This is a genomic window from Intrasporangium zincisolvens (assembly GCF_034724055.1).
In the GTDB taxonomy this organism is placed as follows: Bacteria; Actinomycetota; Actinomycetes; order Actinomycetales; family Dermatophilaceae; genus Monashia; species Monashia zincisolvens.
Map to the genome: position 1 here is coordinate 26711 of NZ_JAWIIL010000001.1, position 14426 is coordinate 41136.

Sequence of the window (14426 nt, forward strand, 5' to 3'; positions counted from 1 at the left end):
ACCTCGGCCTGGCAGTCCTGCCGAGTCAGTGACCGTCCCTCAGGTCAGTAGACCCTGATGACGCACTTGGTGTACGCGTCGTACCACGTCGATGAACGGTTCTTGTTCCATAGCTGGTTGGCGCAGTAGCCGTCGAGCAGCCGCTTCTTGTTTCCCAGGTGGTCCACGATCAGGATGCTCTCGAACGGGCAGCCCATGAACTGGGTCTTGTCGATCATCTTCCAGGTGTACGCGGACGTGCAGTACCAGTAGTCCACGGTCGCGTCAGCCTGTGCCGGGGGCGCCGTGAGACCTACAGCACCCAAGGCGAAAACGCCTGCCACAAAAGCAGATCCGAAGATTCGTTTCATCTACATCCCCTTTGTGAGTTGCCCACGTCGTCGACGTGGTTCCGTCAAGGTATAGGCGCTCACGTCCCACGTCGACGGCACGAACCGACCGTTGCAGGAATATGAAATGTCCGGTTCGCACCTCGGCCTCGGGCCACCGGGTCGCGGGCTCAGCGCAGGGCGTCGTAGAAGGCGGGGAGGCGGTGGCGGTAGCCATCGAGCAGCTGCCGGGCCACGGTGACCGAGTCGACGAGCGGGTGCAGGGCGAAGGCCTCGACGGCGAGCCGGGCCGAGCCCTCGCGGGCGGCCTGCACGACGAGCTCGTCGACGGCCTTGACCTGCTGCGCGAGACCGAGCGACGCCGGGACGAGCGGTGAGACCGGCAGCGGCCGCGGGCCGGACGCGTCGACGGCGCAGGGGACTTCGACGACGGCGTCCTCGGGCAGGCCCGGCAGCGTCGTGCCGTTGCGGACGTTGAGGACCAGGCGCGCCGGCTCGTCGCGGGCGATGGCGGCCATGAGCGCCAGCGCGACGCCCTCGTACCCGCCGCCCTCGACGTCGGACTCGTCGCGCTCGTCGCCGCCGCCGTTGCGGCTCTCCTGCATGTACGTCGCGTTGCGTTCGCGCCGCACCGCGTCCCAGACGGCATACGGGTCATCGGATTCCCTTGCCGCCGTGTAGAACTGAGCCTGCTGGCGAACGAGGTACTCGCCACGCGTCTCGGCGGCGGCGGTGATCTGCGCGACGGCGTCACGGCCGAAGTAGTAGTACCAGAGGTACTCGTTGGGGATCGCCCCGAGCGTCTGGAGCCAGTCGACGCCGAAGAGGTGGCCCTCCTCGATGCCGCCGAGCCGCGCCGGGTCGGCGAGGAGGTCGGGCAGCACGTCCCGTCCCCCGACGCGCAGGCCGGAGAGCCAGCCGAGGTGGTTGAGGCCCGCGTAGTCGATCTCGACGTCGTCGAGATGGTGGCCGAGGGCGCCGGCGGCCCGCTTGGCCAGGCCGAGCGGGGAGTCGCAGATGCCGACGACGCGGTCGCCGAGCACCTGCTGCATCGCCTGGGTCACGAGCCCGGCGGGGTTGGTGAAGTTGATGACCCACGCGCCGGGCGCGAGTCGCGCGACGCGCTGCGCGACGTCGAGCGCCACCGGCACGGTCCGCAGGCCGTAGCCGACGCCGCCCGGGCCGGTGGTCTCCTGGCCGAGCAGCCCGAGGCCGAGGGCGATCCGCTCGTCGGCGGTGCGGCCCTCGAGACCCCCGACGCGGATCGCGGAGAAGACGAAGTCGGCACCGTCGAGCGCGGCGTCGAGGTCTGTGGTGGCTCGGACCGTGGGCGGTGGCGGGGCGTCCGCCGCGGTGGCGCACGCCGCCTGGGCGTCGAGGACCCGGCGCACGACGTCGAGCCGGGAGGCGTCGGTGTCGTGGAGGACGACCTCGGTGACGCGTCGGGACGCGTCGGGCGTGCGGTCGCCCAGCAGGGCGCCGTGGACGAGCGGGACCCGGAACCCGCCTCCCCCGAGCACGACCAGCCTCATCGCGACCTCATCCCCCCGTCACCCGGTCACCACCCCGTCATCACCGAACCGACGCTAACAGGGTTGCGGCGGATGGGAGCATGGTGGCGATGCCGACGAGCTCTGCCTTCGACCCACTCGCAGCCCGACGTAGCTCCGCCGGGCCGGACCTCGACGTGTTCGTCTGGGGGACGGTCTTCCTCGACATGATCTTCGCCGGACTGCCGGCGACACCCTCGCCCGGCACGGAGGTGTGGGCCGAGGGGCTCGCGTCGTGCCCGGGCGGCATCGCCAACCTCGCGGTGGCGACGCGTCGGCTCGGGCTGCGCACGTCGCTCGCCGCGGCCTTCAGCGACGACGACTACGGCGACTTCTGCTGGCGCACCCTCGAGGAGCAGGAGGGCATCGACCTCTCGCGCAGCCGCCGGTTCGCCGACTGGCACAGCCCGGTCACGGTGTCGATGTCGGTCGACCGCGACCGCAGCATGGTCTCGCACGGCCACCCGTCGCCGGTGCCGGCCAGCGAGCTCATCGGCACGCCGCCACGCTCGCGCGCCGTCATGGTCGACCTCGCCGAGGACGAGGCCTTCGGGGCGACGAGCACGTGGGTCGACCGCGCCCGCGCCGACGGGGCGCTCGTGTTCGCCGACGTCGGCTGGGACCCCAAGGAGCGCTGGTCGCCCGAGGTGCTCGACCGGCTCGAGCGGTGCGACGTCTTCATGCCCAACGCGGTCGAGGCGATGGCCTACACGGGCACCCGCACGACGGTCGAGGCGCTGTACGCCCTCGCCGACCGGGTGCCGGTCGCGGTCGTCACCGACGGGCCGAACGGCGCGGTCGGCATCGACCAGCGCACCGGTGAGGAGGCGCGCGTGCCTTCGCTGCGCGTCGACGAGGTCGACCCGACCGGGGCCGGCGACGTCTTCGGCGCGGCGCTGCTCGTCGGCACCCTCGCGGAGTGGCCGCTCGAGCAGCGGATGACGTTCGCGACGCTGTGCGCCGGGCTCGCGCTGCAGCAGTACGGCGGGTCGCTCGCCGCGCCGGGGTGGGGCGACCTCGCCGACTGGTGGACCGCCCTCGCCGCCGACACGACCGACGACGCGTACCACCGGTCGCTGCGGCGTCGGTACGCCTTCCTCGACGACATCGTGCCGCGCGTGCCGACGATGGCCTGCCGCCGCGCGACGGCGACGATCGCCCGCCGCGCCGACGTCCACGACCTCGACTGACGCCGACTTCCCGCCCGTGCACCGGTTCCTCGCCGGTGCACCCCGTGCAACCCGGTGCACCTTCGACACAGGGGTGCACCGTCCCTTCAGAGGTGCAGGCTGCACGCCGCACTCCGCGGGGAGCGCGCACCTCTGAGGGAAACCGCGCGGCGCCGCGGCCATCGACGAGCGGGGCACCGGGGTGGCACGGTGTGTCCATGGAGAAGTCCTCGCTGACCGCCCTCGCCCGGGAGCTGCTCGAGCGCGCCGCCCAGGCCTCGAGCGGCCGCAGCGCCGACACGGTGTACGGCGGCCACGAGCACGTGCTGCGCCAGACCGTCATCGCCCTCACGGCGGGGCAGTCGCTGGCCGAGCACGAGAACCCCGGCGAGGCCACGGTGCACGTCCTGCGCGGACGCGTGCGGCTCAGCACCGACGGCGCCGACTGGGAGGGGGCGCCCGGCGACCTCCTCGTCGTGCCGGACGTCCGGCACTCGCTCGAGGCGCTCGAGGACTCCGCGGTGCTGCTGACCGTGGCCAAGCTCGGCTGAGGCCAAGCTCGGCTGAGGCCGACCTCCTGCGAGCTCAGTCGAGGCAGAACTCGTTGCCCTCGACGTCCTGCATCACCTGGCACGACTCGTTGAACCCGTCCGCGACGAGCAGCTGCACGCGCGATGCACCGAGCGCCTCGAGTCGGACGGCCTCGGCCTCGAGGGCGTCGAGGCGCTCCTGCCCGACGAGCCCGGTGCCCACGCGCACGTCGAGGTGCACGCGGTTCTTGACGACCTTGCCCTCGGGGACCTTCTGGAAGAAGAGGCGCGGGCCGACGCCGGTGGGGTCGACGCACGCGAAGGCCGAGCCCTGGCGGTCGGCGGGGAGCGACTGGTCGAACGCGGTCCACGAGTCGAAGCCGGGCGGCGGCGGGGGCACCTCGTAGCCGAGCACCTCGCACCAGAAGCGCGCCACACGCTCGGGCACCGCGCAGTCGAACGTCACCTGGACCTGTCGCACCGTCGCCATGTCGCCACCCTAGGGGCGGCGACCGGCGACGCGCGTGGGGTTTACCCGGGCCGGCTCCCCGACGCGTCAGCACCGACGCGTCAGCCCCGACGCGTCAGCCCCGACGCGTCAGGCGTGGCGTCCCGCGTGGGTGGTGGGGTGCATGACCTCGGCCCGCTGCTGGACGAGCAGCACGGCCCCGACGACGATGCACACGACCTCGGCGATCGCGGCCGCCCAGACCGACCAGCCGCGCCACTCGGTGTGCACGCCCATGAGGCCGACCGTCGAGGCGATGGTGAACGCGCCGAGCGTCGCGGCGCCGAAGCCGAGCGTGAGGAACGCCGGGACCCAGTGCCGCCACCGCACGAGCAGCACGGCGATGACGATGCCGGCCGCGACGTTGACGAGGAACATCGGCCCGACGGTCTGGTTGCGCACGCCGTCGAACCACAGGTAGAGGTGCACTCCGGCGGAGACGAGCAGCGCCGCGGCACCCACGAGTCGCAGGGTCATCGAGACCCTCCCTTCAGTGTCACAGCCGGTCGTGAGGCGCGCGGCCCGCTGTTCGGTGGACACCCTTGACGACGCCTGCCGGGCCGGGTCGGTTCAGCGGAACGCGGTGAGGATGCGGTCGCGGACGGCGCTCATCGGCCACACCGGGGCACCGGCGTCGGGGCGCAGCCCGTCGTGCCAGCCCCACGCGTCGACGCGGCTGCTGACCCCGGCGTCGCGGGTCAGCAGGGCGACGGGCACGTCGTGCGACGCGTTGTCGCCCGAGACGACGCTGGCGGGCTGGTGGTCGCCGAGGACGAGCACGACGAGGTTGCGGTCGCGCGTGCTCGACAGCCACGACACGACGCTGTCGAGGGAGTACGCGACGGTCTGCGCGTACGCGTCGCGCACCCCGGCGTCGGTGCGCCACACGACCTCGCGCGGGGCGGCCTTGCCGGCCTGGGCCGCGAAGACCGAGCCGTTGCCCAGGCTCGACCAGCCGACGAGGCGCGGCAGGGGCGCCCACGGGATGTGGCTCGTCACGAGGTCGACCTCGGCGAGGACCGGTTTGCGGGGCGACGGCGCGAGCTCGAGGCGGTCGAGCGCCGACAGCGTGTACTGGTCGGGCATGGGCGCGTAGCCGAAGCCGGGGCCGCGGTAGCCGAGGGTGCGGGCGTCCCACACGTGGTCGTAGCCGTAGAAGTCGCGGCCCTCGGGCCAGTCGTGCCAGTTGGCGGGCACGACGTCGACGGTGCGGTAGCCGGCCTTGGCGAAGACGTGGCTCAGGGTGAGCCGGTGCGTCGTGACGAGCTGGTCGTAGCGCTGCTGGCTGTCGACCCACAGACCGGACTGGATGCTCGAGTGCGCCAGCCAGCTGAAGCCGCCGAAGGTCGGTGACGTCAGCCAGGCGCTTCGTATCGAATAACCCTGCGCGGCAAGCGCCTTCGTGCCGTTGGCCAGGGAGCGGTCGACGACGGGCGCGGTCAGGGCGACCTTTCCGTAGCTCTCGACGAAGACGACGACGACGTCCTTGCCGCGCAGCGTGCCGAGCAGCCCCGACGCGTCGGTACCGGCGAGCGAGTCGGTGGCGATGGCGGACGCGAAGACCGCATGGTCGCGCGCGTCGTGGACGGCCTTGCGGGCCTGCGCGTCGGCGAGGGCCACGGTGCTCGACGCCGCGACGGGCAGGCCCGGGGCGAGCGCCGCACCGGAGACCGCGGCGGCGACCCACACCGCGGTCATGCCCAGCAGGACGCGTCGGGCCGCCGCCCGGTGCCGGTCGATGACCCCGGCGACGCGCCGCAGCGCCAGCGGCACGGCGACGAGCACCCCGAGAAGGGCCAGCGCGACGCCCACCGCCGCGAGCAGGGCCACCGTCTGCCCCGACGCGTCGCTGGCGAGCTCGAACCCGGACGACGCGTAGCGCCAGTCGCTGAGCAGGTTGAAGGGCCGGTAGAAGACGTCACGGAACGCGATGTCGAGGACGCGGACGAGCAGGAGCACCGCGAGCAGGAGTCCGAGTGGCGGCAGCAGCCAGCGGCGCACCCACCGGCCCGTCCGCCGTGGCACGGCGAGGAGGAGCGCGCCGAGCACGAGGGCCTCGACCGGCACGCGGAGGAACGCGGCCGGTCGCATCAGGGCCGAGGCCTCGGGTGCGGTCAGCGCCACCCACACGAGGAGTCCGGCGACGACCGAGAGTGCGACGCCGGCTCCGCGGCGCACCCGCGGGCCGGGCCCGACGCGTCGGCGCGCCCGACCCGCTGCCGGGCCCGGCTCGGTCATCCGGACCGCCGCTGGGCGATGAGGACCCGCGCGTCGGCCATCGTCACGATGACGGCGCGTCCTGAGGTCACGGCCACGGGCCGGGCGGCTGTCGTGGACTCGGGTGCGGTCACGCGGTCGGCCGCGGTGGTTGCGATGGCGACGCGCAGGCGCCACAGCGTCGCGGCCTCGGTGCCGAACGACACCGCGAGCGCCGCGAGCCCCAGCCCGACGACGCCGACCGCGACCGCCGGCTGCAGCAGCCCCGAGGCCGCCGCCGTGAGCCCGACCCCCTGGTAGGCGGCGACAGCCTTGCGCCACCGCCTGGCCGGCACCCCGCGACGCAGCCACGGCGCGAACCGCTGGGCGGCGAGGAGCAGGTACCGGGCGGCCCCGACCACGAGCACCCACCAGCCGAGGTCGCGGGCCACGTGGACGGCGAGCACGAGGATGAGGACGGCATCGGACTCCATGTCGAACCGGGCCCCGAAGGCGCTGACGGTGCCGGTGCGCCGGGCGACGCGCCCGTCGACGGCGTCGAGGGTCAGCCCGACCGACGCGAGCACGACGAGCGCCGCCGTCCGCGTCCCGGCGCCGCCGTCGACGTGGCTCACTGCCGCGTCGACCACGAGGGCGGCGACGCCGCAGGTCAGCACCGCCCGCGCCAGGGTGACGCCGTCGGCCGGCCCCGGCGCCAGGCGTCCGGACGCCGCGAGGCCGACGGTGACGAGCACGAGCAGCACCGCGGCACAGGCGAACCCGACCACGAGCCCCGCGGGCCCGACGCCCACCCCGACCGTCAGGGCGAGGACGAGCGCCACCGACGTGGCGAGCCCGACAGCAGGGCCCCGGTGAACCATTCGTCCCACGCTACCTCCGGCTCGTCGGGCGGGCACCGGGCCCACATCTCAGCCCACGTCGCAGCCCGCATCGCACCCAAGGACGCCGACCGCCACCCCCCGGTTCACGCGTCGCGACGGCTGCGAGGCGGCCGGGCGTGGTTACGCTGGCGCCGTGGCGACGGACGCGAGGGCGTTCTGGCTGGTCGAGCCCGGCAGGGGCGAGATCCGGCCCGAGGCCGTGCGCGCTCCCGGCCCCGACGAGGTGCTCGTGCGCACGCTGCACTCCGGCGTCAGCCGCGGCACCGAGACGCTCGTCTTCCGCGGCGCCGTGCCGCGCAGCCAGTGGGACGCGATGCGGGCGCCCTTCCAGGACGGCGACTTCCCCGCGCCGGTCAAGTACGGCTACCTGTCCGTCGGGGTCGTCGAGGAGGGGCCGGACGCCCTGCGCGGGCGAACCGTCTTCAGCCTGCACCCGCACCAGACCGCCTACGTCGTGCCGGCGACGGCCGTCGTCGTCGTGCCCGACGGGGTGCCGCCGCAGCGAGCCGTCCTCGCGGGCACCGTCGAGACCGCCGTCAACGCGCTGTGGGACGCCGCGCCCCTGCTCGGCGACCGCGTGGCCGTCGTCGGGGCCGGGATGGTCGGTTGCAGCGTCGCGCGTCTGCTCGGGCGGTTCCCGGGCGTCGAGTGCACGATCGTCGACGTCGACACGTCTCGTGCCGAGACCGCCGCGCGGCTCGGCGTCGGGTTCGCGAACCCGGCGACCGACCGCCTTCCGCTCGGCGACTGCGACCTCGTCGTCCACGCGAGCGCCACCTCGGTCGGGTTGCAGACCGCCCTCGACCTGCTCCGTCCGGAGGGCACCGTCATCGAGCTCAGCTGGTACGGCGAGAAGACCGTCGAGCTGGCCCTCGGCGGGGCGTTCCACTCGCGGCGGCTCGGCATCCGCGCCAGCCAGGTCGGCGTCGTGTCCCCGGCGCGGCGGTCGCGCTACTCGACCTCGGAGCGGCTCGCCCTCGCACTCGACCTGCTGCACGACGACGCCTTCGACGCGCTCGTCACGGGCAGCTCGCCGTTCGAGGACCTGCCCGACGTGCTGCCTCGACTCACCGACGGCAGCCTCCCGGCGATCTGCCACGCCATCACCTACTCCACCGACGACAGCGAGGGCTGAGCGATGTTCGGCGTCACGGTCCGCGACCACATGATGGTCGCGCACAGCTTCGAGGGCGAGCGGTTCGGGCCGGCCCAGCGCCTGCACGGCGCGACGTTCGTCGTCGACGCGACCTTCCGCGGGCCCGAGCTCGACGCCGACGGCATCCTGCTCGACATCGGCCTGGCCACCGAGCAGGTGCACGAGGTCGTCGGGGCGCTCAGCTACCGCAACCTCGACGACGAGCCCGATCTCGTGCGCAACACCTCCACCGAGGTGCTCGCCCGCCTCGTCGCCGACCGCCTCGCCGAGCGCGTCGCGGCCGGCGCACTCGGCACCGAGCCGGGCCGGCTCACCGGGCTCGTCGTGACGCTGCACGAGTCGCACGTCGCATGGGCGTCGTACGAGCGCACGGTGTGAGGGGCTGAGGGTGCCGACCCTCCACGCCGTCCTCCCCGACGCGGTCCACGACCCCGCGCGGCCGAGCGGCGGCAACACCTACGACCGACGCGTCCTCGCGGGGCTGGCCGACCTGGGCTGGACGGTGCGCGAGCAGCTCGTGGCAGGGCGGTGGCCCGAGCCCGACGCCGTGGGGCGGCGCTCCCTCGCCGACGCGGTCGGACGCGTCGGTGCCGGGGCGCCCGTGCTCGTCGACGGCCTGCTCGCCTCACGCTCGCCCGACGTGCTCGTGCCCCTCGCGCGCCGAGTGCCGCTCGTCGTGCTCGTCCACCTGCCCCTCGGCGGGGAGCCCGAGCGCGCGGTGCTCGCCGCGACCGCCGCGGTCGTCACGACGAGCGCGTGGTCACGCGACCGGGTCGTCGCCCTGCACGGCCTCGACCCCGCCCGCGTCCACATCGCCGAGCCCGGCACCGACTCGGCACCGCTCGCGGTCGGCTCACCCGGAGGCGGGTCGCTCCTCTGCGCCGGCGCCGTCACCCCGCTCAAGGGCCTCGACGTGCTCGCCGACGCCCTGGCCACCCTCACCGACCTGCCGTGGCGGTGCGTCGTGGCGGGGTCGCTCGAGGTCGACGCGCCGTTCGCGGCCGGCGTCGTGGAGCGGACGCGTCGAGCGGGGGTCGCCGACCGCGTCACCTTCGCGGGGCCGCTCACGGCCGACGCCCTCGGCGCCGCGTACGCGACGGCGGACCTGCTCGTGGCGCCCTCACGGTCCGAGACGTTCGGGATGGCCGTCGCCGACGCCCTCGCCCGCGGCCTCCCGGTCGTCGCGAGCGACGTCGGCGGCCTGCCGCAGACGGTGCGTGGCGCCGGTGGTCCAGCTCCCGGGCTGCTCGTACCGGCGGGCGACCCGGCCGCCCTCGCGGGGGCGCTGCGGGCCTGGCTGACCGACCCGGGGCTGCGCGGACGGTTGCGGACGGGGGCTGTCGCGCGGCGCGAGACCCTGGCACCGTGGTCGGAGACGGCACGACAGGTAGCCGCCGTGCTCGGGACGCTCTGCCCCTGATCGTCGGTCGACGCTTCGGGTGACGGCCGACGGGGTAGTGGAGGAACAGACCGGTCGAGGTCGAGGCCACGCCGCTGAACCTGGCGGCGCCGGGTGGCGTCCTCGCAGATGGCGCCTCTTCGGCGTCGGCGGCCCCGCGTGCACGAAGGAGGCGGTGATGGCTCGGACTCCACGATGGCTGCGGGTGCTCGGCATCGGCGCGCTCGTGGCCTTGCTCGCGTGGCGCGTGGGACCCGCAGCCCTGGGTGACGCGCTGCGCGGCGTCGACCCCCGGGCCCTCGCGCTCGCGGCCGTCGCTGCTCTGGCCGTCGCGGCGGTCTCGACGTTGTGCGTGGCGTGGCGCTGGGTGCTCGTGGCGCGCGGTCTCGGCCTCGAGCTGTCGCTGCCCGATGCCGTCGCCGCCTCGTACCGGGCCCAGTTCCTCAACGTGACGCTGCCGGTCGGGGTGGCCGGCGACGTGCACCGCGCGGTGTCGCACGGTCGCTCGGCCGGTGACGTCGGCCGCGGCGTGCGCGCCGTGGTGTGGGAGCGGACCGCCGGGCAGGTGGTGCAGGTCGGGCTCGCGCTGGCCGTGCTCGTCGCGGTGGCGTCACCGCTGCGGTCCGTGGTCACCGACCACGTCGCGGCAATCGGCGCCGTCGGGCTCGCACTCGTCGTCACCGTTTCACTCCTCCTACGGATCCGACTGCGCGACAGCGCTTCCCGAGCCAGCCGCCTGGCTCGTGCCCTTACCAGCGACGTCCGCAACGGCCTGCTCGCCCGACGTGTCTGGCCCGGGGTCGTCGCCGCGTCGGCCATCGCTGTCGCCGGCCACCTCGCCACCTTCCTGCTCGCCGCGCGGGCCGCCGGCGTGGCCGTGACCCCGATGCGGGTCGTGCCGATCGCCTTCGTCGTGCTGCTCGCGGCGGCCCTTCCCCTCAACGTCGCCGGGTGGGGCCCGCGCGAGGGTGCGGCCGCGTGGGCCTTCGGGGTGGCGGGCCTCGGTGCCGCCCAGGGTGTCGTCGTCGCGGTCGTCTACGGCGGCTTGGTGATCGTGGCCGGCCTGCCCGGAGCGGTGGTGCTGCTCCGCGACGGTGCGCACCGACCCCGCCGCGCGGGTGGCCGGGTGCGCGTCGACCCGCCCGACCGCGCCGAGGGCGTCGTGGGAGGCGCCCGTGCCTGACGTCGGAGACGGCACCCCGGCCCTGCGCAGCACGCGGGCGGCCCCGAAGACCGGAACCCACCGGCCGGACGCGCCCACTGCGCGCCCGACCGGCGCCGGCGAGCGTCCGACGCCCGACGCGTCCACGACGCCCGACGCGTCGGCGCGGTCCACTGCGAGGCCGTACGTCGTGCTCAGCTGCGGGATGTCGATCGACGGCTACCTCGACAGCCCGACGCCGCAGCGGCTGCTCCTGTCGAACGACGACGACTTCGACCGCGTCGACGCCGAGCGGGCCGCGTCCGACGCGATCCTCGTCGGCGCGGCGACGATCCGCCACGACGACCCCCGCCTGCTCGTCCGGTCGGCCACCCGCCGCGCCGAGCGCGTCGCTCGTGGCCTGCCCGCCTCACCGACGAAGGTGACGCTGACCCGGCGGGCCGACCTCGACCCGGCGGCCCGGTTCTTCGCCGCCGACGACGCCGAGAAGCTCGTCTACTGCGCCTCCCCCGCGCTCGAGTCGGCCCGCCGCCGGGTCGGGCACCGCGCCACCGTCGTCGACGCCGGCCACGCCTGCGACCTCCGACGCGTCTGGGCCGACCTCGCCGCGCGCGGCGTCGGCCGGCTCATGGTCGAAGGTGGCGGCACGGTGCACACCCAGGTGCTCGCCGCCGACCTCGCCGACGAGCTGCAGCTCGTCGTCGCGCCGTTCTTCGTCGGCAGCTCGCGCGCCACCCGGTTCGTCGGCGACGCCGCGTTCCCGTTCAACGAGCGGCGGCGCGCCCGGCTGGCCGAGGTGCGCCAGATCGGCGACGTCGTCCTGCTGCGCTATGCCCTGTCGCCCCGCTTCGACGAGACGGCCGACGGTTTGGACCACGGCACCAGGGGGAACGCATGACGCAGCCCATGACCCGCTCACACCGCCACGCCGGGGCCGCGCCCACCGGCGCGGTCACGCCGATCCGACCCGCCGCGAGCGCCCCGCCACCGGCGTCGGTCCGGGCCGCGGTCCGTGTGCCGATCGCACTGGCCGACGGGTTCGAGACCACCGCGCTGGCGCACTCGTTCACCGGCCTCGTCGACGGGCTCGAGCACATCGCCCTCGGCCTCGGCGACCGCGCCGACCCCGCCCGCGCCTCACGCCGCCGCGCCCACGGCCCCGAGGCGCCGCCGCTCGTCCGGCTGCACAGCGAGTGCCTGACCGGCGACGTCTTCGGCAGCCAGCGCTGCGACTGCGGACCGCAGCTGCACGAGGCCGTCCGCCGGCTCACGGCCACCGGCGGCTACCTGCTCTACCTGCGCCAGGAGGGCCGTGGCATCGGCCTCTACCCCAAGCTCGACGCGTACGTGCTGCAGGACTCCGGCCTCGACACCTACCAGGCCAACGTCGCGCTCGGCTTCGGCCCGGACGAGCGCGACTACACCGTGGCCGCGCAGATGCTCCTCGCGCTCGACCTGCCGCGGGTGCAGGTGCTGACGAACAACCCCGACAAGCCGGCCCAGCTCGAGCGGCTCGGCATCGAGGTGACCCGGCAGGTGCCGACCGGTGTGCACGTGTCCCCCGCGAACGCGCAGTACCTGTCGACGAAGGCCACCCGCGGAGCCCACACGCTCGAACTCCCCCCCGCCTAGAGCTGCCGCCCCACCTCGGTTCGAGGTATTCGCGCGTCCCGGAGGCCGCGCAGATACCTCGAACCGGGAGGTCAGACGCGTCAGTCGCCGGCGATGCCCGTGCGCTCGACGCCCTGGACGATCCAGCGCTGGAGGAACAGGAACATCAGTAGCAGCGGCAGGATCGCGACGAGCGCCGCCATGAACAGCTGGCTCACCTGCACCGACTGCGCCGTGAGGAAGGTCGACAGCGCGATCTGCACCGTCCACGACTCCTGGTCACGGCCGATGACGAGCGGCCAGAGGAAGGCGTTCCACGAGCCGATGAAGGTGATGGTGCCGATGGCCGCGACGAAGCCGCCCGAGTTCGGCACGACGATGCGCCAGAAGGTGCCCCAGTACGAGAGGCCGTCGATGAAGGCGGCCTCCTCGATCTCCTTGGGGAAGTTCAGGAAGAACTGCCGGAACAGGAACGTCGCGAGCGCCTGGAAGAGCCCCGGGATGATGAGGCCGCGCAGCGTCGAGATCCAGCCGAGGGTCGACACGAGGACGAAGCTCGGCACGAAGGTCACGGCCGCGGGGATGAGCAGCGTCGCGGTGATGGAGTAGAAGACGGCGTTCGACCAGCGGTACGGGATCCGCGCGAGGCCGTAGCCGGCCAGTCCGGACACGACGAGGACGCCGATCGTCTGGGTCACGGCGATGAGCCCCGAGTTGAGCAGCGAGCGGGCCATCGGGATCGCCGGGTTGGCGAACAGGTCGGTGAGGTTGGCCGTGTTCCACGTCGGCGGCAGCCAGTGGAAGTCGGGCGAGGAGAGGTCCTTCTCGCGCATGAACGCGCTGCGGACGACGAGGTAGAACGGCACGAGGAACAGCAACGCCGCGACGACGAGGGCGCTGTACCGGGCCCACCCGGCGGTGCGGGACCGGCGCCTGCTGCGGACGATGGCCATCAGGCGTCCCTCTCCCCGATGCGCAGCAGCCGGCCCTGCACGACGGCGACGACCGCGATGATGAGCGTCAGGATGACGGCGCCGGCCGAGCCGTGGCCGAAGTCCTGACCGGAGCCGAGAGCCGTGTAGTAGAGGTAGACGAGCGGCGGACGGGCGTAGGGCGGGTAGGTGCCGAACGTCGACAGGATGTTGTAGAACTCGTCGAACGCCTGGAACGCGTTGACGAGCAGGAGCAGCAGCACCGCCGTCGACGTCGCCCGCAGCTGCGGCAGCGTGATGTGCCGGAACACCTTCCAGCCCTCGGCGCCGTCGATGGCCGCCGCCTCGTAGAGCGTCGGGCTGATCCGCTGGATGCCGGCGATGAACAGGATCATGTAGAAGCCGATCTGCAGCCAGAGCCGGGCCGTGACGATGACGAGCCAGTACCAGGGCGGGTCGGCGAGGCTGAGCCACGGGATCGAGTCGACGCCGAACCAGCCGAGCACGGCGTTGGCCAGGCCCGAGCGGATGCCGCTGAAGATCGACATCTTCCACACGAGGGCCGCGACGACGTACGAGCAGGCCGTCGGCAGGAAGAACACCGAGCGGAAGAACGCCTGCATGAACCGCGTCCGCGCGACGAGCAGCGCCGCCCCGAGGGAGAGCACGAACGTCGTCGGCACGATGAAGACCGCGAAAGCCACGAACGTGAGCAGGCTGCTGCGGAAGGCAGGGTCGCGCAGCATGTCGAGGTAGTTGCCGACGCCGACGAACTTCGTCGGGGTCACCGTGTTGTAGGACTCGAAGAACGACAGGTAGACCGACCACGCGATCGGCACGTAGACGAAGACGACGAGCCCGGCGACGAACGGCCCGACGAAGAGCCAGAACCACACGTTGCGGTTCTGGTAGCCCCGCAGCCGCCGGCCCACCGGAGGGCGCGGCGGACGCGTCGACGCGGGGCGCGACGCGTCCAGCCGGG

General features: G+C 73.8%; 16 protein-coding genes. 8 read left to right on the forward strand and 8 right to left on the reverse strand.

What is annotated here, in order from left to right; genetic code table 11:
* Positions 1-44: 44 nt before the first annotated feature.
* Both RY076_RS00150 and RY076_RS00155 read right to left on the reverse strand, forming a co-directional pair.
* Positions 45-257 carry a hypothetical protein gene (locus RY076_RS00150; protein ID WP_323095269.1) on the reverse strand — a complete coding sequence of 71 codons (213 nt, stop codon included), beginning with the start codon at positions 255-257 and terminating at the stop codon, positions 45-47.
* A 242-nt stretch (positions 258-499) separates the two neighbouring features.
* The gene (locus RY076_RS00155) at positions 500-1861 is read right to left on the reverse strand and encodes a 6-phospho-beta-glucosidase (protein WP_323095270.1); all 1362 of its coding nucleotides are present in this window, start codon (positions 1859-1861) and stop codon (positions 500-502) included.
* 89 nt (positions 1862-1950) lie between these two features.
* On the opposite strand from RY076_RS00155, the gene RY076_RS00160 reads away from it, so the two are divergent.
* Together RY076_RS00160 and RY076_RS00165 are read left to right on the forward strand one after the other, a co-directional pair.
* Positions 1951-3069: a carbohydrate kinase family protein gene (locus RY076_RS00160; RefSeq protein ID WP_323095271.1), complete on the forward strand. Its 1119-nt coding sequence runs from the start codon at positions 1951-1953 to the stop codon at positions 3067-3069.
* A gap of 197 nt (positions 3070-3266) precedes the next feature.
* The gene (locus RY076_RS00165) at positions 3267-3599 is read left to right on the forward strand and encodes a cupin domain-containing protein (protein WP_323095272.1); all 333 of its coding nucleotides are present in this window, start codon (positions 3267-3269) and stop codon (positions 3597-3599) included.
* Positions 3600-3633: 34 nt separating this feature from the next.
* Here the strand turns inward: RY076_RS00165 and RY076_RS00170 are convergent, their stop codons facing one another.
* The 4 genes from RY076_RS00170 to RY076_RS00185 all read right to left on the reverse strand — a co-directional run bounded on the left by RY076_RS00170 (position 3634) and on the right by RY076_RS00185 (position 7163).
* Positions 3634-4068: a VOC family protein gene (locus RY076_RS00170; RefSeq protein ID WP_323095273.1), complete on the reverse strand. Its 435-nt coding sequence runs from the start codon at positions 4066-4068 to the stop codon at positions 3634-3636.
* Positions 4069-4176: 108 nt separating this feature from the next.
* On the reverse strand, positions 4177-4563 hold the full coding sequence (locus RY076_RS00175; RefSeq protein WP_323095274.1) for a hypothetical protein: 387 nt from the start codon (positions 4561-4563) through the stop codon (positions 4177-4179).
* 93 nt (positions 4564-4656) lie between these two features.
* Positions 4657-6324 carry an alkaline phosphatase family protein gene (locus RY076_RS00180; RefSeq protein ID WP_323095275.1) on the reverse strand — a complete coding sequence of 556 codons (1668 nt, stop codon included), beginning with the start codon at positions 6322-6324 and terminating at the stop codon, positions 4657-4659.
* Positions 6321-7163 carry a CDP-alcohol phosphatidyltransferase family protein gene (locus tag RY076_RS00185; protein ID WP_323095276.1) on the reverse strand — a complete coding sequence of 281 codons (843 nt, stop codon included), beginning with the start codon at positions 7161-7163 and terminating at the stop codon, positions 6321-6323. Before RY076_RS00185 ends, RY076_RS00180 begins: the two co-directional genes overlap by 4 nt.
* 154 nt (positions 7164-7317) lie before the next feature.
* Between RY076_RS00185 and RY076_RS00190 the strand changes: the two genes are divergently transcribed.
* The 6 genes from RY076_RS00190 to RY076_RS00215 all read left to right on the forward strand — a co-directional run bounded on the left by RY076_RS00190 (position 7318) and on the right by RY076_RS00215 (position 12533).
* Positions 7318-8319: a zinc-dependent alcohol dehydrogenase gene (locus RY076_RS00190; protein WP_323095277.1), complete on the forward strand. Its 1002-nt coding sequence runs from the start codon at positions 7318-7320 to the stop codon at positions 8317-8319.
* Between the two features lie 3 nt (positions 8320-8322).
* Positions 8323-8718, forward strand: a complete 396-nt coding sequence (locus RY076_RS00195) for a 6-pyruvoyl trahydropterin synthase family protein (protein ID WP_323095278.1) — start codon at positions 8323-8325, stop codon at positions 8716-8718.
* Positions 8719-8728: 10 nt separating this feature from the next.
* Positions 8729-9760 carry a glycosyltransferase family 4 protein gene (locus RY076_RS00200; protein WP_323095279.1) on the forward strand — a complete coding sequence of 344 codons (1032 nt, stop codon included), beginning with the start codon at positions 8729-8731 and terminating at the stop codon, positions 9758-9760.
* A 157-nt stretch (positions 9761-9917) separates the two neighbouring features.
* On the forward strand, positions 9918-10922 hold the full coding sequence (locus RY076_RS00205) for a lysylphosphatidylglycerol synthase transmembrane domain-containing protein (protein WP_323095280.1): 1005 nt from the start codon (positions 9918-9920) through the stop codon (positions 10920-10922).
* Positions 10915-11799 carry a RibD family protein gene (locus RY076_RS00210; protein ID WP_323095281.1) on the forward strand — a complete coding sequence of 295 codons (885 nt, stop codon included), beginning with the start codon at positions 10915-10917 and terminating at the stop codon, positions 11797-11799. The genes RY076_RS00205 and RY076_RS00210 overlap by 8 nt, the downstream gene beginning before the upstream one ends.
* Complete coding sequence (locus RY076_RS00215) at positions 11796-12533, forward strand: GTP cyclohydrolase II (RefSeq protein WP_323095282.1); 738 nt, start codon at positions 11796-11798, stop codon at positions 12531-12533. The genes RY076_RS00210 and RY076_RS00215 overlap by 4 nt, the downstream gene beginning before the upstream one ends.
* A gap of 80 nt (positions 12534-12613) precedes the next feature.
* Here the strand turns inward: RY076_RS00215 and RY076_RS00220 are convergent, their stop codons facing one another.
* The gene (locus tag RY076_RS00220) at positions 12614-13465 is read right to left on the reverse strand and encodes a carbohydrate ABC transporter permease (RefSeq protein ID WP_323095284.1); all 852 of its coding nucleotides are present in this window, start codon (positions 13463-13465) and stop codon (positions 12614-12616) included.
* Positions 13465-14376: a carbohydrate ABC transporter permease gene (locus RY076_RS00225; protein ID WP_323095285.1), complete on the reverse strand. Its 912-nt coding sequence runs from the start codon at positions 14374-14376 to the stop codon at positions 13465-13467. The genes RY076_RS00220 and RY076_RS00225 overlap by 1 nt, the downstream gene beginning before the upstream one ends.
* Positions 14377-14426 lie beyond the last annotated feature (50 nt).

Coding starts and splice junctions, on each gene's coding strand:
- RY076_RS00205 (WP_323095280.1), top strand. CDS start 9,918: ATGGCTCGGACTCCACGATGGCTGCGGGTGCTCGGCATCGGCGCGCTC.
- RY076_RS00160 (WP_323095271.1), top strand. CDS start 1,951: ATGCCGACGAGCTCTGCCTTCGACCCACTCGCAGCCCGACGTAGCTCC.
- RY076_RS00195 (WP_323095278.1), top strand. CDS start 8,323: ATGTTCGGCGTCACGGTCCGCGACCACATGATGGTCGCGCACAGCTTC.
- RY076_RS00220 (WP_323095284.1), bottom strand. CDS start 13,465: ATGGCCATCGTCCGCAGCAGGCGCCGGTCCCGCACCGCCGGGTGGGCC.
- RY076_RS00185 (WP_323095276.1), bottom strand. CDS start 7,163: ATGGTTCACCGGGGCCCTGCTGTCGGGCTCGCCACGTCGGTGGCGCTC.
- RY076_RS00165 (WP_323095272.1), top strand. CDS start 3,267: ATGGAGAAGTCCTCGCTGACCGCCCTCGCCCGGGAGCTGCTCGAGCGC.
- RY076_RS00175 (WP_323095274.1), bottom strand. CDS start 4,563: ATGACCCTGCGACTCGTGGGTGCCGCGGCGCTGCTCGTCTCCGCCGGA.
- RY076_RS00170 (WP_323095273.1), bottom strand. CDS start 4,068: ATGGCGACGGTGCGACAGGTCCAGGTGACGTTCGACTGCGCGGTGCCC.
- RY076_RS00155 (WP_323095270.1), bottom strand. CDS start 1,861: ATGAGGCTGGTCGTGCTCGGGGGAGGCGGGTTCCGGGTCCCGCTCGTC.
- RY076_RS00180 (WP_323095275.1), bottom strand. CDS start 6,324: ATGACCGAGCCGGGCCCGGCAGCGGGTCGGGCGCGCCGACGCGTCGGG.
- RY076_RS00215 (WP_323095282.1), top strand. CDS start 11,796: ATGACGCAGCCCATGACCCGCTCACACCGCCACGCCGGGGCCGCGCCC.